Here is an 18,402-nt window from a genome sequence, read left to right as displayed (position 1 = left end):
TGTTAACGCGCACGTGGTAATGCCCTGCGCTGACAGTGATCAGACACGATGTCCCTACACTGGCGCCGGTTGACCAGGACGACATCTGAGGCGGACATGACCAGCGGCAAGAAGACGAAGGCCACACGCAACAGCGTGGCCGCAGCCCGTTCCTCGGTGGTGGCGAGCAAGCCGAAGCCGTGGGGCACGATCATCGCGGTTGTGGCAGTGCTGGCCCTCGCGGGCGGTGTTTTCGGATATGCGTACATGCAGATCCACGAGAACAACGTCAAGGAGGCCGCCCTGGCCAAGTGGAAGCCCTCCGACACGAACAAGGACCCGTCGCTGCAGCTCGCGGGCATCGTGTCCAAGGAGTACAAGGGCTCCCGCCACGTCGAGCCGACCCAGCGCGTCGCGTACGACCAGACCCCGTCCTTCGGTGGCCCGCACGACGCCCAGTGGGCCGACTGCACCGGCGTCGTCTACGACAAGGCCGTCCGCACCGAGAACATGGTCCACGGCCTCGAGCACGGCGCCGTGTGGATCGCGTACAACCCTGACCAGGTCAAGGACGACGCGCTCAACAAGCTGAAGGTCAAGGTCGAGGGCATCCCGTACATGATGCTGTCGCCGTACCCCGGCCTCGACAAGCCGGTCTCCCTCCAGTCGTGGGGCCACCAGCTGAAGGTGGACAACGCCGACGACGAGCGCATCGACCAGTTCATCTCGTCGCTGCTGCGCAACCCGAACACCTACCCCGAGGTCGGCGCGTCCTGCGAGAACCCGCAGTTCCTCGCCAGCCCGGCCCCGTTCGTGGCCGAGAAGCCGGGCGCCGACGCCGTGCCGATGGACGGCGGCAAGGACGACTCCGCCACTGAGGGCCAGCCTCAGACCCCGCCCGCGTCGGGCTCTGCCTCGACGCCGCCGTCGAGCTGATGACTGCTCCAACCGACGCTGACATCGCCGAGGACGAGGCCTCCACCCCACCTTCGGGTGTGGCGAGGGTCCTCGTCATCGGCGCTGCGGTCCTGGCCGTGCTCCTCCTGGGCGCGGCCGTGGGCCTGCTGGTCAAGCTCCCCGGCTCCTCCAGCTCCGCCGCAGCACCGGCCTCGGGCTCCGTGGACGTGGGCTTCTGCCAGGACATGTCCATGCACCACCTGCAGGGCATCCAAATGGCGAACATCGCCCGCGACCGCTCCACAGACCCGGAAATCCGCCAGCTCGCCTTCGACATCTCCTCCACCCAGCTCGAACAGGTGGGCAGGATGAAGGGCTGGCTGATGATGTGGAACGAGCACGAGCAGAACATCAGCGGCGTCTACATGAAGTGGATGGACGCGGCCGGAATCCACGGCCACGGCGCCACCACCCCGGAAGCCGGCAAGCCGATCATGCCCGGCATGGCCACCACCGAGGAACTCACCAAGCTGCGCACCATCGCGGCCGGCCGCGAGTTCGACGTGTACTGGCTCCAGCTGATGCTCCGCCACCACATGGGCGGCTCCCCGATGGCCGAGTACGCCTCGACCGCGGCGAGCCAGCCGTTCGTGCGAACGCTGTCCGACAACATGCTGAAGTCGCAGGCCTCGGAGACCGAGCTGATGAAGGACTACCTGGCGAAGCGCGGAGCCGCCCCGCTGCCGTAGCCACTCGGTCGTCACCGCTGGACCGCAAGGGCCGCTCCCGGAAGCACGGGGGCGGCCTTTTGCTCTGTCTGGATGAGGGTGAGGTGGCAAAGCGCCAAGCCGGCGAGCCCACCCAAGGCACAACGGCAATGCCGAAGGCGAGCCGACAGTCTTGGCTGCACCGGTCAGCCGGTGTGGTGACGTGCCTGCCCAACTCAGCCACGTACGCGTGGGATTGGGGCTTGACTTTGGGTGCGAGGTGCTACCACTAGTGGCTCGGCCGGGCGCTTTTCAGCCCGGCCTTTCCGGCCCGACCAGCGCCTCGCAAGGGCCCCGAAGTCAAGCCCCAATCCCTATCGACGCGCCAGCGGCGATGCCAGGACCACGCCCGTCTCAGGTCCTTGCATCCAACGCAACCACCCACCAAAGGTCATGGACAACCGCCTACCTCTGAGTAACGTAGGTCACACCTACTGGGAGGTAACCCATGACCGTCGACGAGCGCGCGGCCAGGCAGGTCGCCGAACAAGCACGGGAAACCCGCTGGCAGCGACCAAGCTTCGGCAAGGAACTCTTCCTAGGCCACTTCCGCGTAGACCTGATCCACCCCCACCCGACCGGCTCCCCGGAAGACCGCCAACGAGGCGAAGCCTTCCTCACCAAGCTCCGCACCTTCACCGAGCAGCACATCGACAACACAGTCATCGAACGCGACGCCCAAATCCCGGACGAAGTCCTCAAGGGCCTCAAGGACCTCGGCGCGTTCGGCATGAAGATCAAGCCGGAGTACGGCGGCATAGGCCTGACCCAGGTCTACTACAACAAGGCCCTGATGCTCGTGGGCTCAGCCAGCCCGGCCATCGGCGCAATGCTCAGCGCACACCAGTCCATCGGTGTCCCCCAGCCGATCGCCATGTTCGGCAACGAGGAGCAGAAGCAGGAGTTCCTCCCGAGGTGCGCCAAGGGCGAGATCACCGCGTTCCTCCTCACCGAACCAGACGTCGGCAGCGACCCGGCGAGGCTCGGCACCACAGCCGAGGAAGACGGCGACGACTACGTCCTCAACGGCGTGAAGCTCTGGACCACCAACGGAGTCGTGGCCGACCTCCTGGTGGTCATGGCCCAAACCGCCAAGGGCATCACGGCGTTCGTCGTCGAGGCGAACGCCGAGGGCATCACCGTCGAGAACCGCAACGCCTTCATGGGCCTGAGGGGCCTGGAGAACGGCGTGACCAGGTTCCACGACGTCAAGGTCCCCAAGAAGAACGTGATCGGCAAGCCAGGCGCCGGCCTCAAGATCGCCCTGGCCACCCTGAACACCGGCCGCCTCAGCCTCCCCGCCCTCTGCGCCGGATCAGCCAAGTGGTGCCTCAAGATCGCGCGGGAGTGGTCCGCGGAACGAGTCCAGTGGGGACTCCCGGTGGGCAAGCACGAGGCCATCGCGGGCAAGATCGCCTACATCGCCGCCACCGCGTACGCCCTGGAAGCCGTCCTCGACCTCAGCTCCGAACTGGCCGACGCCGGCAGCCACGACATCCGCATCGAGGCGGCCCTGGCCAAGCTCTACGCGTCCGAAAAAGCCTGGCTGGTGGCCGACGAACTGGTCCAGATCCGCGGCGGCCGCGGCTACGAGACGGCGGAAAGCCAAGCGGCCAGAGGAGAACGCGGCATCGCGGCTGAGCAGGTCCTGCGGGACCTGAGGATCAACCGCATCTTCGAAGGCTCGACCGAGATCATGCACCTGCTGATCGCCAGGGAAGCGGTGGACGCCCATCTAAGCGTCGCCGGCGACATCATCGACCCCGACGCCGACCGCAACGCCAAGATGAAGGCCGCCGCGAAAGCAGGAGCCTTCTACGCCAAATGGTTGCCCACGCTCGCGGTAGGAAAAGGCCAAGCTCCTACCGCGTACACCGAGTTCGGGCCGCTGGCCAAGCACCTGCGGTTCACCGAACGGTCGGCGCGCAAGCTGGCGCGGCAGACGTTCTACGCCATGTCGCGGTGGCAGGGGAAGATGGAGCGCAAGCAGCGGTTCCTGAGCCGGATCGTGGACATCGGCGCCGAACTGTTCGCGATCTCCGCGGCCTGCGTGCGCGCGCAGCAGGACCAGAACCCGAACGCGACCCAACTCGCCGACGCCTTCGCCAAGCAGGCGCGGATCCGGGTGGACGAGCTGTTCGAGAAGTTGTGGAAGAACACCGACGACAGCGACCAGACGCTGGCGAACCAGGTGCTCAAAGGTGACTACACCTGGCTGGAGCAGGGTGTGCTCGACGCCTCCATCCCCGGCAGCTGGATCGCGGACTCCACCCACCGCGAATCGACGGCGGAGAACGTCCACCGGCCCACACCCCGGTAGGCCGTTGACTGCACTGGGCAGGCTGATGGTGGTGCGGGCGCGGCACCTGCCCAGTGCACGGCCGGTAGGGGGCTACGTCCCCCGCATCCCCCTACCGACTCCCCTTGCAACGGAAGGACACAACCCTCCAGGTGGAGGTGTCGGTAACGCTAAGCCACAAAACACCGTTAACAGTTACGACAATTGAGTGAACTACCAGGTGAGTGGTGCTCAACTACTCTCAGAGAGTAACTTCGAAGACCAATTCACGTGCGGCCTCCAGGCCCATCGCGATGGCTCCGGAGAGCACCGCGCCATCGCCCAGAGAGCCGGCCACGATCCGAGGCACCAGCGGCGTCATCGTGCGCAGCGCGGCCTCCATCGGTGCCAGCAGCAGGTCGACGTTCGAGCCGACGCCACCGCCCAGCACGACCAGTTCCGGGTCGATCACCGCGGTCACGGCGGCCACCAGGAACGCGATCCGCTCCGCCTCCACCCGCACGACCTCAAGAGCACCGGCCTCGCCGGCGCGCGCCTGCGAGAACACCTCACGGGCCGTGCGCGCCGTCAGCCCGCGCTCCCGTGCCGCCGCCACAACGGAACCGGCGGAAGTGGCGTCCTCGAACTGTCCACGTCGGACGTCCGAACCGGACTGACCGAACGGCAGGAACCCGACCTCGCCCGCCGCCCCGTGCGCACCGCGAAACAGCGCGCCGTCCACGACGATCCCCATGCCCACACCGGTGCCGACGGTCGCGCACACGAACACCCGCACGTCGCGAGCCGCCCCGTACACGTGCTCCCCCAACGCGGCCAGGTTCGCGTCGTTCTCCACGAGCATCACCGGACCGAGCGAAGCCTCCAGCCCGTCCAGCACTCCGGCCGACTCCCAGCCGGGCAGTTGCGGCGCGTGCCGCACGGCCCGCGTGCGGCGGTCGATCACGCCGGGGCTGCCGATCACCTTCACCACGGCGTCCGTGAGAGCGATCCCAGCGTCGGCCGCGGTGCGCGTGGCGAGGTCCGTGACGGTGCGTACGAGGGCGGCGGCCGACCGGCTGCGGTTGCGCACGTCCACGCGGGCCACGACGGACCCGCCCAGATCGGCCAGCGCGGCCCTGATCCGTTCGCGGCCGATGTCGACGCCGAGCACGTAGCCGGCCGTGGGGTTGGGCTCGTAGACCATGGCTGACCTGCCGGGACCTGCCGTCGTGCGGCCGATCGGGCGCACCAGGCCGTGGCGTTCGAGATCGAGCAGCGCCTGCCCGACGGTCGGTTTGGACAGGCCGGTGTCCTTGGCGATCTGCGGCCGGGTGGCGGCACCCAGACGGCGCAACAGGTCGAGCACAGCGCGTTGGTTGAGCACGCGCATGCCCGCTGGTGTGCCCACCTCTGGCGGCTTGCGGTCGCTCACCGGCCGATTCTAGATCTTGATCGCCCGGTAATACCCGCAACTGTGGAGAGGACAGGTTGCACGACAATTCCCGTCTTGTCCCTTGACAACGATGTCACGTGCAGAAACGCTCCCTGGCACATGGGGCAGGCGGGCGGAAGGGTTGCAATGAGGCACCTGCGCAAGAGACGAACTACAACCCTGTTGAGCGTTGCGATTACTGCGACACTGGTGAGCGGCGTCACCAACGGCTACGCGGCCGCCGCACCAGAGGAGCCAGGAGTGGGTTTTTCGTCGTCCTTTGAGGACGGTCAGCCACAGCCTTCGTGGTCGAACACCGTCGAGACCGACGCTTCGGGCAACCCGAAGGCGTCCGGCGTGATCGGTTCGGACGGCTCGGGCATCCCCGGCAACGTCTCCGACAAGGTCGTCGAGGTCAAGGCCAACGGCGAGTACGCGGAGTCGGGCGAGGTGAAGGAGAACCTCGTCGACGGCAGTGTCAACACCAAGTGGCTCGTCTTCGCCACCACCGGCTGGGCGACGTTCAAGTTCGACGAGGCCCGCACGATCAAGAAGTACGCGCTCTCGTCGGCCAACGACTCCCCCGAGCGCGACCCGAAGAACTGGACGCTGCAGGGCTCCGCCAACGGAACCGACTGGACGGTGCTCGACACCCGCGCCGGTGAGACGTTCCCCGAGCGCTTCCAGACCAAGACCTACGAAATCGCGGCGCCGCAGTCGTTCCAGCACTACAAGCTGGACGTCACGCTGAACAACGGCTCCACGAACATCGTGCAGCTCGCCGAGGTGCAGCTCTCCGACGGCTCCACGAACCCGCCGGCGCCCAACATGCGCAGCGTCGTCGGCAACGGCCCCACGGGCGGCTACACGGCCAAGTCGCGGGCCGGCTGGACGGGCGTCAAGGCGTTCCGCACCCAGGGCCGCCACACCGCCGAGGGTCGTGCGTACAGCTACAACAAGGTCTTCGACGTCGACGTGCCCGTCACCGCCAAGACCGAGCTGTCGTACATGATCTTCCCGGAGTTCATCACCGACAACCTGAACTACCCGAGCACTTACTCGTCGGTCGACCTCGCGTTCTCCGACGGCACGTACCTGAGCGATCTCAAGGCCGTCGACCAGTACGGCGCGACGCTGTCGCCGCAGGGCCAGGGCGCGGGCAAGTTCCTGTACACCAACCAGTGGAACAAGGTCGCGTCCACGATCGGCGCGGTCGCCGCCGGCAAGACGATCAAGCGGATCCTGGTCGCCTACGACGGCCCGAAGGGTCCGACGGACCTGGCCGCCTGGTACGACGACATCCGCATCGGCGACGTCGTCACCAAGCAGTACGCGAAGCCTTCCGATTACGTGCTGACCACGCGTGGCACGAACTCGAACGGCTCGTTCTCGCGGGGCAACAACTTCCCGGCGACGGCGGTGCCGCACGGCTTCAACTTCTGGACCCCGATGACCAACGCGGGTTCGCAGAGCTGGCTGTACGAGTACGCGCAGCGCAACAACGCGCAGAACCTGCCGACGTTGCAGGCGTTCACGACGTCCCACGAGCCCAGCCCGTGGATGGGTGACCGCCAGACGTTCCAGGTCATGCCGTCGGACAAGGCGCCGACGCAGGACCGCGCGCTGCGGGCGTTGCCGTTCCGGCACGACAACGAGGTCGCGAAGGCGCACTACTACGGCGTGACCTTCGAGAACGGCATGAAGACCGAGATCGCGCCGACCGACCACGCGGCGGTCTTCCGGTTCACGTTCAACGACGAGGCCCAGAAGAACCTCGTGTTCGACAACGTGAACAACAACGGCGGGGTCACCCTCGACGCCGCCACCGGCGTCGTGACGGGCTACTCGGACGTCAAGAGCGGCCTCTCCACGGGTGCGACCCGCCTGTTCGTCTACGGCAAGGTCGACAAGGCCGTCACGGCGAGCGGCCGGCTCACCGGCTCGGGCCGTGACAACGTGGGTGGCTACTTCTCGTTCGGGGACAAGACCGTCGAGCTGCGGATCGCCACCTCGCTCATCTCCGTCGACCAGGCGAAGTCGAACCTGGAGCAGGAGATCACCGGTTCGGACACGTTCGACTCGGTGCGCGACAAGGCGCAGGCCGCGTGGGACAAGATCCTCGGCATCATCACCGTCGAGGGCGCGTCCGAGGAGCAGCTGATCACGCTGTACTCCAACCTGTACCGCCTGTACCTCTACCCGAACTCGGGCTTCGAGAACGTGGGCGGCAAGACCCAGTACGCGTCCCCGGTGTCCCCCGCGGTCGGCCCGGACACGCCCACGAAGACGGGCGCGAAGATCGTCGACGGCAAGGTCTACGTCAACAACGGGTTCTGGGACACCTACCGCACGACCTGGCCCGCCTACTCGTTGTTCACGCCATCCAAGGCGGGCGAGATGGCCGAGGGCTTCGTCCAGCAGTACAAGGACGGCGGCTGGATCTCGCGCTGGTCCTCCCCCGGTTACGCGGACCTGATGACCGGCACGAGCTCCGACGTGGCGTTCGCTGACGCTTACCTCAAGGGCGTCTCGAACTTCGACATCAAGGCGGCTTACGACGCCGCGGTGAAGAACGCGTCCGTCGTGCCGCCGAGCAACAACGTCGGCCGCAAGGGCATGGACCGGTCGATCTTCCTCGGCTGGACCGGCAACGACCAGCTGCACGAGGCGTGGTCGTGGGCGATCGAGGGCTACCTCAACGACTTCGGCATCGCGTCGATGGCGAAGGCCCTGCACGAGAAGACGGGCGAGAAGCGGTACGCGGACGAGTACGAGTACTTCCTCAACCGCGCCCAGAACTACGTGCTGACGTTCGACAAGCGGATCGACTTCTTCCAGGGACGCAACGTCGACGGCTCGTGGCGCGTCGAGGACCCGGCGAAGTACAACCCGCAGGACTGGCGTTACGACTACACCGAGACCAACGGCTGGAACATGGCGTTCACGGTGCCGCACGACGGACAGGGTCTCGCGAACCTGTACGGCGGACGGGACAAGCTCGCCCAGAAGCTGGACTCGTTCTTCACCCTGCCCGAGACCGCGAAGTTCCCCGGCGGCTACGGCGGCGTGATCCACGAGATGGTCGAGGCGCGGGACGTGCGGATGGGCCAGTACGGCCACTCCAACCAGCCGTCGCACCACATCGCCTACATGTACAACTACGCGGGCAAGCCCTCGGGCACCCAGGAGAAGGTGCGCGAGATCCTGTCGCGCCTGTACGTGGGCTCGCAGCAGGGCCAGGGCTACGCGGGTGACGAGGACAACGGCGAGATGTCGGCCTGGTACCTCTTCTCGGCGCTCGGCTTCTACCCGCTGCAGATGGGCAAGCCGGCCTACGCGATCGGTTCGCCGCTGTTCACCAAGGCGACCGTGAAGCTGGAGAACGGCAAGAAGCTCGTCATCAACGCGCCGAAGAACAACGCGAAGAACATCTACGTGCAGGGCGTGAAGGTCAACGGCAAGGCGTGGAACAAGACGTCGCTGCCGCACGACGTGCTCGCGAATGGCGCGACGATCGACTTCGACATGGGTGCGAAGCCTTCTGCCTGGGGCACGGGCGCCAACGACGTGCCGGACTCGATCACCACCGGTGACGCGGTCCCGACGCCGTTGCGCGACGTCGCCGCGGGTGTGTCCACCGCTGCGCTGGTGGACAACAACTCCTCCACGTCCGCGGTGGTGAAGTCGTTCGACTTCAAGGCCTCCGACGTCAAGGAGAAGGCGGAGTTCTACACGCTGACCAACGGCAAGACAGGCACGTCGCCCACCGCGTGGGAGCTGAAGGGTTCCTACGACGGCAAGACGTGGGCGTCGGTCGACAAGCGGTCCGGCGAGAACTTCCAGTGGCAGCAGTACACGCGCTCGTTCAAGATCGCGTCGCCCGGCCGGTACAACTTCTACCGGCTCGAGTTCACCGGCGACGTGACCGTGTCCGAGTTCGAACTGCTCTCGAAGCCGCTGGCGGCTCCCACCACCACGGTGACCGGCACGGTCAGCGGTCCGCTGCAGGTCAAGGGCGTGACCTATGTGGACGGTGCCACGATCAACGGCCCGGTGACGGTCCAGAGCGGTGCCACGCTCTACGTCTTCGGCGGCGAGATCAAGGGCCCGATCTCGGCGGCGAACGCGGCTTCGGTCGTGCTCGTCGGCGCCAAGGTCGGCGGTCCGGTGTCGGTGCACGGCTCCGCGACCGAAGTGGCGCTGGAGAACACCACCGTTGGTGGCCCTGTGTCACTGACGTCGAACAAGACCAGGTCAGTCGTGGCGGCCTCGTCGGTCGGCGGACCGTTGTCCTGCACGGGCAACACCCCGGCACCGTCGAACAACGGCTTCGCGAACGACGTGAAGGGTCCGAAGGCAGGACAGTGCGCTGGGCTGTAATGCCCAACTGCTCCTGATGTCGTAAAGGAAAGGCCGCGTTCCGTCACGGAACGCGGCCTTTCCCGTTCACCTGAAAGGATCTATCCCTTTCAGACATACTTCGATGAGATCTTGTGGGTTTTGTGCGCGGTCCTTGGGGAGGCTGTTGTGGTGCCGTTCGAACGAGGCCGCGCGTGGGTGTCCGTGCCTCAACCCCGCAGCCCGCTCGTTCCGTCACGAACGGGCGCGCAGTCCACTAAGGACGGTATCCGCGACCTGCCGGCGTCACCAGCTCAACTCCCGGCACCGCTGCGCTGACGAGCCGCCCTCCACCTGCAACGTGGCGTGCTCGATGCGGTACTTGGTCGCCAGCAACACCTGAGCGGCCTTCAAGACGTTCTCGTGGTCGGCGTCCTCGGCCGTCGCGAGGTGCGCCGAGCACACCTCCATGCCGCTGGTGAGCGTCCACACGTGCAGGTCGTGCGCCTCGGTGACCCCTTCGATCTCCGTCAGCGCGACCTGCATCTCCGTGACGTCCAACCGCTCGGGCGCGTGCTGGAACAGGATGTGCAGCGCGTTCTTCGCGAGGTTGTACGTCCGCGGCAACACCCAGACGCCGATCAGCACACCCATGATCGGGTCCGCGTACCTCCACCCGGTCGTGATGATGATGAGGGCCGAGATGAGCACACCGACCGACCCGACGAGGTCAGCCAGCACCTCGAGGTAAGCACCCTTGACGTTGATGCTCTCCTTCGCGCCCTCCTTGAGGACCGCGAAGCTGACGAGGTTCGCCCCGAGCCCCAGCGTCGCCGCGATCAGCACCGGCCACCCCGGCACCGAAGGCGGGTCCTGGAACCGCCCGACGGCCTCGTAGATCACGTACCCGGCCACCCCGAAGAGCAACACGGCGTTGGCCAGCGCAGCGAGCACCTCAGCGCGGTAGAACCCGAACGTGCGGTTCTTCCCGGCCTTGGCCCTGCGCGCCACCATGATCGCCGCCAGCGCCATGCCGACCCCGAGCACGTCGGTCAGCATGTGGGCGGCGTCGGAGATCAACGCCAGCGAGGACGTCGCGAACCCCACGACGAACTCCACCACCATGAAGACCGCGCCGATGCCGAACGCGATCCACAGCTTGCCGGCGTGCTGCCCGCTCGCCGACCCGCTCGCCGATCCGTGTCCATGCCCGTGACCCATGCTTCGGAACATATAGCGATATGCGCATGAGTGCAATCCGGGCTATTCCCGTTCCCGCGACTACGTGACGGAGGCCACGCCCCCAGCCTGGGTGGGGGTAGGTGTGAAACGGGGTGGCGGTTGTGCGCTAGGATCTTCCACGTAGCTACGGCCCCCGTAGCTCAGGGGATAGAGCACCGCCCTCCGGAGGCGGGAGCGCAGGTTCGAATCCTGCCGGGGGCACCAGGTAGTGCCCGTAGCTACCGACAGCACAAACGGCCGCTGAGCAGCGCAAATCCGCTCAGCGGCCGTTTTTTGTTGCGCCCTGTAGCGCCACGCCGTGTCCGGCCGAGTCCGGCCAGAACCGGCCGTTTGCGGGTGTCTGTGCCGATAGTGTGCCGACGAAATCAGGCCGTTTGCCCAGCTCGACGGCGGTTCAAAGACCTGCCTGTGCCGACGGAGCTCCAGGCTCAAGCGGCTGCGCTGAGGGCCCCCTCAATCAGTCCCTGGATGCCCTCGTCGGTCTCGGCGAGGACGTGGGCGTAGATCCGGAACAGGATCTCCAGTGAGTGGCCGGCCATCTCGGCAACCCGAGCAGGCGAGATCCGCAGGGAGATGAACAGCGAGATGCCAGCGTGCCGCATGTCGTACGGAGACGCCGCAAGGTCGGTCTCGACGAGTTCCGCCGACAGGGCGGCCACCCGAGCGGCTCTCCACACCCGAAGCACCGTGTACTTCGGCAGCTCCTCGGTGTTGCGGACACCGCGGAACAGGCGCCCGTCCTTGGTCGTGCCGAACTTCGCAATGTGCGCGTGGAACCGGGCGGTCTGAGTCGGCGGGACCAGGACGACGCGGATGGTGCCTGGATCGCGCTGCTTCAGCCCCCGTTTGTCACGCGCCTCGCCGTCATCGGTCCACTCCGAGCCCGCGTACGGACGTGCGTCTTGCAGGAGGATCTTTCCCCAGCCCTTCTCGGGCAGCTTGAGCTGATCCTTGGTCAGCGCGGCGGCTTCCTCGGGACGCAGGAGGCACTCGTAGAGCGCGCCGAAGAAGGCTTCGAGCAACTCGCCACTCTCGCCCTGCTCTCCCACTGCCTTGATCAGTAGGCCGGCCTGCTCCGCGTTGGCCACGCGACGAGGGTCGATGGCTTGCACCGCCTTCCGCGGCGCGGCGGTCCACTTGAGCGCGGGGATGGGGTTGACGTCGAGCAGCTTGAGCTCCGTCACTCCGTACTCCAGCGCGGTGTTCACGATCTTCTTGTGGCGGGATACCACGCTGCCCGCGTAAGGCTTGCCGTCCAGCTTTACCAGGAGGCAGTCCAGAAGCGGCCGAAGGACCTGCGGGTCTTGCAGTGCTGAAACCGGGCGAGTGTTCTCGGCGACCCACTTGAGGGCTAGGCGGATGTCCTCCGGCATATCGTCAGCGAGCCGCTTGGTCGTGTTGAAGGCGTACCGCTGGAGTGCCTTACGGAGCAGCTTGTCGTCAGGCTTTCCCTTGGCGGTCGAGTACATCGCGGGCGTGACCTTAGCCAGAGCCTCCGCATGGGTTCTTCGCGTTGTGGCCGCCACTCCTGGCCACTTCATGTCCACGAACTTGCAAGCAAAGTCGTACCAGCTCATCTTCGAGGCAGCGCGGGCAGCGGAAACGGGCAACCCATCCGCAATGCGAAACGCCTCACCCTTTCCTTGAGCAGCCACGAGGGTCGAGCGGAAGCTGTCCGCCAATGCCTTCGTTCTGAAAGGGCTCTTGAAGTTCTTGGTGGCCACCCTCCAGCGAACGTTGTAGGTCTTCCCACCGCCCGCCCGCTTACCCTTGTGGACATACTCCTCAATGGCGTACACCTTGATGCTGAATGACTTCTCTTCCAGCACTATCCCTCCTCCAGGCTCTCCAACCACCTCTCGTAGTCGGACAATCGGATGCGAATCTCACCGTTCGGCAGCTTCAAACAACGCGGCCCTTTTCCTTTTGCGCGCCAGTCATAGAAAGTCGACCGCGAGATCTCTAGGTCGGCGCAAACGTCAGCAATCGACAGACGGCGGCGGGCGCTCATCTCGAATTTCTCCGATCGCAGATCTCCAGCTGAACCACGAGCGGGAGCAATGACCGTCCAGCCGCGATGATCTCTGCTAAACTTTCACACCACAGCAGCATTTTTAGGCGGCGTCTCGCCATGCCCATGCGCTCGACGAGAATGAGCGTCGCGACTGTTCAGTGAGGTGCAGAAGGCCGAGTTCGCACATGTAGATGCGGTTCTCGCGCTTGATCCCGCGGCGGGTGGGGGCGCCAGCTTTCGCTGCAGCCCGGTTACGCCTGGTGCGAGCTCGACCGAGCGCCTTGGTGGCGTCGTGGTCGTTCTCGAACCCCCGCTTGCCGCAGGGTTCGCACCAGATGTACGGGACGGTCTTGCTCTTGCTCACGTCAGGCTCCAGTGAGAGCGGCCCGGCCCGGATGGACGCGGGCCGAACCTGGGTGACTTACTTGGTGTCCTGCTTGCAGGTGCAGCCACGAGCGGCGCACCTACCGCCGAACTTCGGGTGCTCGTGCGCACCGTGCGGATGCCGGCAGGTGGAGCAGTGCGTGCTCGGCTGCGCCAGGGTCTTTTCCCTGCGCGCCAGGAACGCGCCTGTACTGCACAACTTCAGCGACATCCACTCGCCGCCGAGGGCCGCGGTCTTCGCGAACTTGACGACCTCGGCGTCACTCGTGAACGGCCCCCACGCCAGCTGGAGCTGACCAGGTCCGAATCGGTGAACGCCGGCGTAGAACTCTCGATCGGCGAGCACCTCGGCCACGCGCTTGATCACGGCCTTAGCGAGCGCTTCCGCGGAGTCGTAGGCATCGCTCTCCAGGAGCTCGGCGACCGCGGAGATCTCGTCCTTGCGCGGAGTGATCCTCAAGATGCCTCGCGCTCGCGACGTCGACCGGACTCAAGGTCGTCGCGCAGCTGCGCGATCTCATCCACAGCCCAGACCAATGCCTCGCGCGCCTCGGTCAGCGTCACAGCAGCCTGCGCCTGCTGCGCGGGCCCCGCCCAGCAGTGGGTCGCGAGGCCGGCCAGCTCGTCCAGCAACTCAAGTCGAATCGAAGTCAAAGTTTCACACTCCGTTCGCGAAGACGGGCATGGACGTTTCCGTGTCCAGCAGGGCGATCTCGTCCACGCGCATCGGCACTGAAGACCCGTCGTCGAACTGCACATCGACGTATCCCAGCCAGGTCCCCAACACAGCCCCGGTCGTTCCACGTGGCGCAAGGTTGGGCAAGGCGTCAGTCACGATCCGCACTCGCACTCCATCGTCGAGTTCAGGCTCTTCGTCGTGCGCTGGCCATTCAATCGCCAGCCGAATCTCGTTGGCCCTCAGCAGGACAGTCGCACCACTGCTCCCGGCCGCGAGGTAACGAAGCCCCTCAACCTCTGGATGCTCAACCTTCCCTAGCACCGTGAAGACCTCTGCGCCCGGATGTGCAACGAGCTCAACCCTCTGCCCCTCAAGGAAATCCGCACGCAGCAATCCCGACTGGACGGAGCCTTCGAAGAAGTCGAACGACTCCCCCGCTTGCCCCATCGGCGGCGCCTCGCTGGCGCCACCCTCGTCGTTCTCCACGTTCCCACCCCCAACCTCTCCCCGTTTCAATGCAGCCAAACTTACACACCCTGTGGGCGATGTGCAACTTTGGCAGAACTGTCGAAGCGGTCGTCGGTGCCGATGCCCCGCTCAAGGAACGAGATCATCGCGAGACAGTGCCACGCAGCATGCCCAAGATGCGGCAGACCGCTCTCGGGGTCGAGCTCCTCGCCACCCCAGAACTTCAGCAGGTGCCGCATGGCTGCATCGAAGCTCAGGCTCCAGAGATAGCCCCGGAGGAAGTTGTGGGCGCTGTACTTGGTCGCACCCCAACCGCTCACCTCTGCCAGGACCAGCAGCGCCTTGGGGTCCAGGCTGCTCACTTGGGCGAGCTTCTTGCCCTTCTCACCACCGGTCTCCGAGGTCACGCGGATCTCCTCGCCGCGCTGCATCAGGCGGCCCTCAGCTCGCGCAGCTCGATGTGCGGAGCCCACTCCGGGTTTCGAATCACCAACAGGCGCGCGTATCGCGACGTGTAGACGTCATTGAGCGCGAAGGTTTCCGCCTCAGCGGTGATGCTGCGGTGCCAGCGCATGGTCTCCCAGAGCATCTTCACACCGAGCTTGCGAGGCCCGCCGGCGGCGAACCACTCCCTCGCGAGCTTCTCCAGGATCTGGAGCACCTCCGGGTTGTCTCGATGGAACCGTTCGAACTTCTGCTGGATCGTCTGCACTAGCACTCTCCTTCAGTGGCAGGCTCTTCAGCTCTGGGATGCCAGCCCAGAGGACCCGACTACAGCCGGGTTTCGCCAAACTTTCACACTGCGACCTGGCTACTGACGGGTCGCCCTGATTGGCTCGCCCAACTTGTCGAAGTGGACTAGCAGGGTCACGCCGTCCTCGTCAGGAACGCCGCAGATCCGGTTGCCGTCGGTGCGGCAGTTGAAGTCTGGGCCGTCCTCTTGTCCGGCACCCTCGTAGATCAGGATCGCGGCGGGTGTTACGGCGAGTCCGAGGATCACGGTTACGAACAGCAGCCGCAGGAACTTCCACATCTGACTCCTTCTTCTCGTGGCAGGCTCATCAGCCTCGGGATGCCAGCCCGAAGAACCGCCTCGAACGAAGGCGGTTTCGCCGGTTACACGTCGTGGTATTGGTGCTGCTTCCGCTGCGCCACTATCGAATGCGGCTTCCAGCGGAGTCCGGCTGTCCCTGCTTCATGGCACGCTCGAAGCGGCGTCGCTTGACCTCCTGCTTCGCGGAGCGGCGGTTGTGTCGGGTGTTCCTCATCGTTGTGTCCCTTCTGTTTCGGCAGACTCGTCAGCGCAGAGATGCCAGCTCTGCGGACAGGGGACTCCCCCTGTTTCGTCGTGGAAGTTCGGTTAGATCTCGCGGCGGTCGAGGACGCGCACGGCGCAGGTGATCGGGAGAAGCTCCCTGAACCGGCTGTCCGTTGTGGTGGCGTAGTTGCCGCCGGCCATCCACTGCACCGAAAGGTGTGGCTGCCCGAACTCCGGGTCGGCAGGGATCAGAAAGCGGTCGTCTTCGATGTACTTCCCGACCACGAGCCAGACAGCCGGCGCGTCGGGGCGGACCGGGGAGACACGACCACCGGGTGCCAGTGGTCGTATCTCCGGCCGGTCGGAGGCGCCGTGCACTTTCCGGTAGTCGACGGTGCCGACCAGCGTGCAGGTGTCGAAGCGAGACGAGAGTCCGCCTGCGGTGTGGTCGATACCGCGGGCGCTGCGGTAGAAGTCGAGGGTCAAGCCTCGTTGTTCAACGTTCATCCGGTTCTCCTTCTGTTTCAGGGCAGGCTCTTCGGCCCTGGGATGCCAGCCCAGGGGACGGGAGAGCGTCTCCCGTTTCGCCGATTTGTGTTATGCAGCAGCCTGAATCGCGATCGAGCCCAGTGCCTTCGCGAGCTGTGGAGCGAGGTCGGAGGCGATGCTGATCTCGAACCGCGCCTTCCCCCGGTAGTGATCTGGATTGATCGAGGCGTAGACGGGCTGCCTTGGCTCGGAGAACCGCACGATTCCGTCGCGGTGAAGTTGGCCGCCTGGCCCCAGCGACGTCACGATCTCCTGGGCCAACGCCTTCAGCGCAGCGTCCCGTTCGTCGTCGAGACGTACTCGCTCCTCGGCGGCCTTCACCATCTGGTCGCAGAGCGGCAGCAAGCGGGCCCTGATGTCGTTTGCGATCCGCGCCGCAGGCTTGCTCACGCTGACTCCGATGGAGGGCTCGACCACGGCGCCATTCACGCGACGTGCGAGCTCGGGTTCGAGGGAGCCAGAGATGTGCACCCGCCCCGTCCTACGGCTCTCTGCGGACAGCATGTCGAGGTAGAGCGCCTCGCCGTTCGGGCCGCGGAGTCGAGCGGTGCTTCCGTCCCAATGGGACCCGTCATCAGACTTCCAGCCCCGGCCGAGTTCGTTCGCGACCTTCTTGGCGATATCGGGAATCCCGTAGTGCGTACGAACCATCGTGTGGTCCTTCCTCGCTTTAGCAGGCTCTTCAGCCCCGGGATGCCAGCCCAGGGGACGGGAGTCACCTCCCGTTTCGCCACGCCGGCCGACTGCACGACTGGGCCGTTCAGAGCCAGGCGATCGCCTCGGCCAAGCTCACGGCCGACGCTCTGGGAACCCTGACGTCGAACCAGACGGAATCTCGATCGTGATCTGTGTTCACGACGGCGTAGACGGGGGAATCCAGCCCACCGAACCTCACGCGGTACGGCTCGACAGGCACGACATCCGGGCCGAACCCCCCAGCAATCACGGTGGCCAGAGCGCGTCTGTCGGCCTTTCGTTCGTCGGCCATGCGCTTGCGTTCACGGACCACTGCCATGAACTCGTTGAGGCCAGGGAGCAATCGGCGCCGGATGTCTCCGGCGACCTTGTTCGGCGCCTTGCCTACCGACGCTCCGATGTCGCCCTTGCCCTCGCCGTAGTTGACGTACTCGTCCAGGTCACCAAAGGACCACTTGATGGTGATGAACTTCGGGCCTCGTCGTCCCCACGGCTCGTGGAGCATCTGGACGGCGATGCCATTTGGCCCGTCCAGGAAGGCGTCCATGTTGCCGCTGCCCTTGCCGACGCGCGCCGACCAGCCTTCCCCCAACTCGCTGGCGACCTCCTCAGCCAGGGCGTGTACGTCGATTTGCACCGTGGTCATTCGACTCCTCTCTTCACGGCAGGCTCATCAGCGCGGGGATGCCAGCCCCGCGGACCCCGCAAGGGGGTTTCGCCTCGTTCAGTGATCGGTGCCGGCCAGCCCCACCTCGGCCAGGGACAGGAGGTGCTTGTCCCCGAGGTGCCGGGTCTCGGTGCGCCAGCAACTGCCGTTCTGCTCTCTCGCGTGTCTCTCGCAAAGCGGGTACAGCGAGCCTCGCTCGACGCGAGTCGCCACCCCGTCGCAGTAGTCGCAGGACGGCCGAACCCCCAGAACTTCGACGAGGGCGTCCTGCCCCCAGGCCCCCGTGATCAGCCGGGCCAGCAGCTCGGCCTGGTCTACGTCGTAGGCCAACGGGTGGACCGTCGTGCGGTCCTGGCCGTGTGACAGCCTGACGACGAACTCACGCAACTGGCTCATTCCCCACACTCCCTCGCTTCGGCAGGCTCATCAGCGCAGGGATGCCAGCCCCACGAACCCCTTGCGGGGTTTCGCCGGACGGATCGAGCTAGACCAACGACGGCGGACTCAACGTCGGCCGCGGCAGCAGGAGGTCACTCACGCCCGTTGGCGTCGAGAGGTAGTGGGTTTCATCCGCCAGGCCGTCCAAGCGGACGAAGACGTCTACCAACCGACCGTCGGGGCGGTGCACCACCCTCGTCACGACACCATTCGCCAGGCAGGCGCCGAGCCCCTCGATCACTCGCACCCCGCACACAGGACTGTTGACCTGAAAAGGAAAGGCGATCGGGCCGAAAGCGAACTTGTTGCTGTTCAT

At 65.8% G+C, this 18,402-nt stretch carries 20 protein-coding genes, 1 tRNA gene and 2 other RNA genes; 5 read left to right on the top strand and 18 right to left on the bottom strand.

Annotation, left to right across the window (positions count from 1 at the left end):
* Positions 1 to 96: 96 nt before the first annotated feature.
* The 3 genes from JNUCC0626_RS40385 to JNUCC0626_RS40375 all read left to right on the top strand — a co-directional run bounded on the left by JNUCC0626_RS40385 (position 97) and on the right by JNUCC0626_RS40375 (position 3,963).
* Entirely contained in the window at positions 97 to 915 is an 819-nt protein-coding gene (locus JNUCC0626_RS40385; protein ID WP_394622203.1) for a DUF3105 domain-containing protein, read from the top strand.
* The gene (locus JNUCC0626_RS40380; protein ID WP_394615923.1) at positions 915 to 1,625 is read left to right on the top strand and encodes a DUF305 domain-containing protein; all 711 of its coding nucleotides are present in this window, start codon (positions 915 to 917) and stop codon (positions 1,623 to 1,625) included. Before JNUCC0626_RS40385 ends, JNUCC0626_RS40380 begins: the two co-directional genes overlap by 1 nt.
* A gap of 466 nt (positions 1,626 to 2,091) precedes the next feature.
* Positions 2,092 to 3,963: an acyl-CoA dehydrogenase family protein gene (locus JNUCC0626_RS40375; protein ID WP_394615922.1), complete on the top strand. Its 1,872-nt coding sequence runs from the start codon at positions 2,092 to 2,094 to the stop codon at positions 3,961 to 3,963.
* A 220-nt stretch (positions 3,964 to 4,183) separates the two neighbouring features.
* Here the strand turns inward: JNUCC0626_RS40375 and JNUCC0626_RS40370 are convergent, their stop codons facing one another.
* On the bottom strand, positions 4,184 to 5,311 hold the full coding sequence (locus JNUCC0626_RS40370; protein WP_394622202.1) for an ROK family transcriptional regulator: 1,128 nt from the start codon (positions 5,309 to 5,311) through the stop codon (positions 4,184 to 4,186).
* Between the two features lie 189 nt (positions 5,312 to 5,500).
* Between JNUCC0626_RS40370 and JNUCC0626_RS40365 the strand changes: the two genes are divergently transcribed.
* Complete coding sequence (locus JNUCC0626_RS40365) at positions 5,501 to 9,733, top strand: GH92 family glycosyl hydrolase (RefSeq protein ID WP_394615921.1); 4,233 nt, start codon at positions 5,501 to 5,503, stop codon at positions 9,731 to 9,733.
* Positions 9,734 to 9,997: 264 nt separating this feature from the next.
* Here JNUCC0626_RS40365 and JNUCC0626_RS40360 read toward each other — a convergent pair whose 3' ends face one another.
* A complete protein-coding gene (locus JNUCC0626_RS40360) occupies positions 9,998 to 10,912 on the bottom strand; it encodes a cation diffusion facilitator family transporter (RefSeq protein ID WP_394615920.1) in 915 nt (304 codons plus the stop codon).
* Positions 10,913 to 11,062: 150 nt separating this feature from the next.
* On the opposite strand from JNUCC0626_RS40360, the gene JNUCC0626_RS40355 reads away from it, so the two are divergent.
* Positions 11,063 to 11,137 (top strand) — tRNA-Arg (locus JNUCC0626_RS40355).
* A 224-nt stretch (positions 11,138 to 11,361) separates the two neighbouring features.
* On the opposite strand, the gene JNUCC0626_RS40350 is transcribed toward JNUCC0626_RS40355, so the two are convergent.
* From JNUCC0626_RS40350 to JNUCC0626_RS40275, 16 genes are all read right to left on the bottom strand, one after another.
* Positions 11,362 to 12,762, bottom strand: a complete 1,401-nt coding sequence (locus JNUCC0626_RS40350; protein ID WP_394615919.1) for an integrase — start codon at positions 12,760 to 12,762, stop codon at positions 11,362 to 11,364.
* Positions 12,762 to 12,944, bottom strand: a complete 183-nt coding sequence (locus JNUCC0626_RS40345) for a helix-turn-helix transcriptional regulator (RefSeq protein ID WP_394615918.1) — start codon at positions 12,942 to 12,944, stop codon at positions 12,762 to 12,764. Before JNUCC0626_RS40345 ends, JNUCC0626_RS40350 begins: the two co-directional genes overlap by 1 nt.
* 103 nt (positions 12,945 to 13,047) lie before the next feature.
* Positions 13,048 to 13,311 carry a hypothetical protein gene (locus JNUCC0626_RS40340; RefSeq protein WP_394615917.1) on the bottom strand — a complete coding sequence of 88 codons (264 nt, stop codon included), beginning with the start codon at positions 13,309 to 13,311 and terminating at the stop codon, positions 13,048 to 13,050.
* 57 nt (positions 13,312 to 13,368) lie between these two features.
* Positions 13,369 to 13,791, bottom strand: a complete 423-nt coding sequence (locus tag JNUCC0626_RS40335) for a hypothetical protein (protein ID WP_394615916.1) — start codon at positions 13,789 to 13,791, stop codon at positions 13,369 to 13,371.
* Positions 13,788 to 13,964 (bottom strand): hypothetical protein, encoded by a 177-nt coding sequence (locus tag JNUCC0626_RS40330; protein ID WP_394615915.1) that lies wholly within the window; start codon positions 13,962 to 13,964, stop codon positions 13,788 to 13,790. The genes JNUCC0626_RS40335 and JNUCC0626_RS40330 overlap by 4 nt, the downstream gene beginning before the upstream one ends.
* Positions 13,965 to 13,989: 25 nt before the next feature.
* Positions 13,990 to 14,496: a hypothetical protein gene (locus tag JNUCC0626_RS40325; RefSeq protein ID WP_394615914.1), complete on the bottom strand. Its 507-nt coding sequence runs from the start codon at positions 14,494 to 14,496 to the stop codon at positions 13,990 to 13,992.
* A 41-nt stretch (positions 14,497 to 14,537) separates the two neighbouring features.
* A complete protein-coding gene (locus JNUCC0626_RS40320; protein WP_394615913.1) occupies positions 14,538 to 14,909 on the bottom strand; it encodes a dATP/dGTP diphosphohydrolase domain-containing protein in 372 nt (123 codons plus the stop codon).
* Positions 14,909 to 15,190, bottom strand: coding sequence for a hypothetical protein (locus JNUCC0626_RS40315; protein ID WP_394615912.1), 282 nt, complete (start codon positions 15,188 to 15,190; stop codon positions 14,909 to 14,911). Before JNUCC0626_RS40315 ends, JNUCC0626_RS40320 begins: the two co-directional genes overlap by 1 nt.
* Positions 15,191 to 15,289: 99 nt before the next feature.
* Positions 15,290 to 15,511 carry a hypothetical protein gene (locus JNUCC0626_RS40310; protein ID WP_394615911.1) on the bottom strand — a complete coding sequence of 74 codons (222 nt, stop codon included), beginning with the start codon at positions 15,509 to 15,511 and terminating at the stop codon, positions 15,290 to 15,292.
* A gap of 14 nt (positions 15,512 to 15,525) precedes the next feature.
* Positions 15,526 to 15,593: hammerhead ribozyme type II (locus JNUCC0626_RS40305), an RNA gene on the bottom strand.
* 245 nt (positions 15,594 to 15,838) lie between these two features.
* Positions 15,839 to 16,243 carry a hypothetical protein gene (locus tag JNUCC0626_RS40300; protein WP_394615910.1) on the bottom strand — a complete coding sequence of 135 codons (405 nt, stop codon included), beginning with the start codon at positions 16,241 to 16,243 and terminating at the stop codon, positions 15,839 to 15,841.
* 90 nt (positions 16,244 to 16,333) lie between these two features.
* Positions 16,334 to 16,936, bottom strand: a complete 603-nt coding sequence (locus JNUCC0626_RS40295) for a hypothetical protein (protein WP_394615909.1) — start codon at positions 16,934 to 16,936, stop codon at positions 16,334 to 16,336.
* A 109-nt stretch (positions 16,937 to 17,045) separates the two neighbouring features.
* A complete protein-coding gene (locus tag JNUCC0626_RS40290; protein ID WP_394615908.1) occupies positions 17,046 to 17,627 on the bottom strand; it encodes a hypothetical protein in 582 nt (193 codons plus the stop codon).
* A gap of 13 nt (positions 17,628 to 17,640) precedes the next feature.
* Positions 17,641 to 17,702, bottom strand: an RNA gene (locus JNUCC0626_RS40285) — hammerhead ribozyme type II.
* 3 nt (positions 17,703 to 17,705) lie between these two features.
* On the bottom strand, positions 17,706 to 18,044 hold the full coding sequence (locus JNUCC0626_RS40280) for a hypothetical protein (protein WP_394615907.1): 339 nt from the start codon (positions 18,042 to 18,044) through the stop codon (positions 17,706 to 17,708).
* Positions 18,045 to 18,132: 88 nt separating this feature from the next.
* The gene (locus JNUCC0626_RS40275; protein ID WP_394615906.1) at positions 18,133 to 18,402 is read right to left on the bottom strand and encodes a hypothetical protein; all 270 of its coding nucleotides are present in this window, start codon (positions 18,400 to 18,402) and stop codon (positions 18,133 to 18,135) included.

Source organism: Lentzea sp. JNUCC 0626, from assembly GCF_043632865.1.
GTDB lineage: Bacteria > Actinomycetota > Actinomycetes > Mycobacteriales > Pseudonocardiaceae > Lentzea.
Note: the sequence above shows the minus strand (reverse complement) of the source record. Positions and strands in the feature narration are given on the sequence as shown.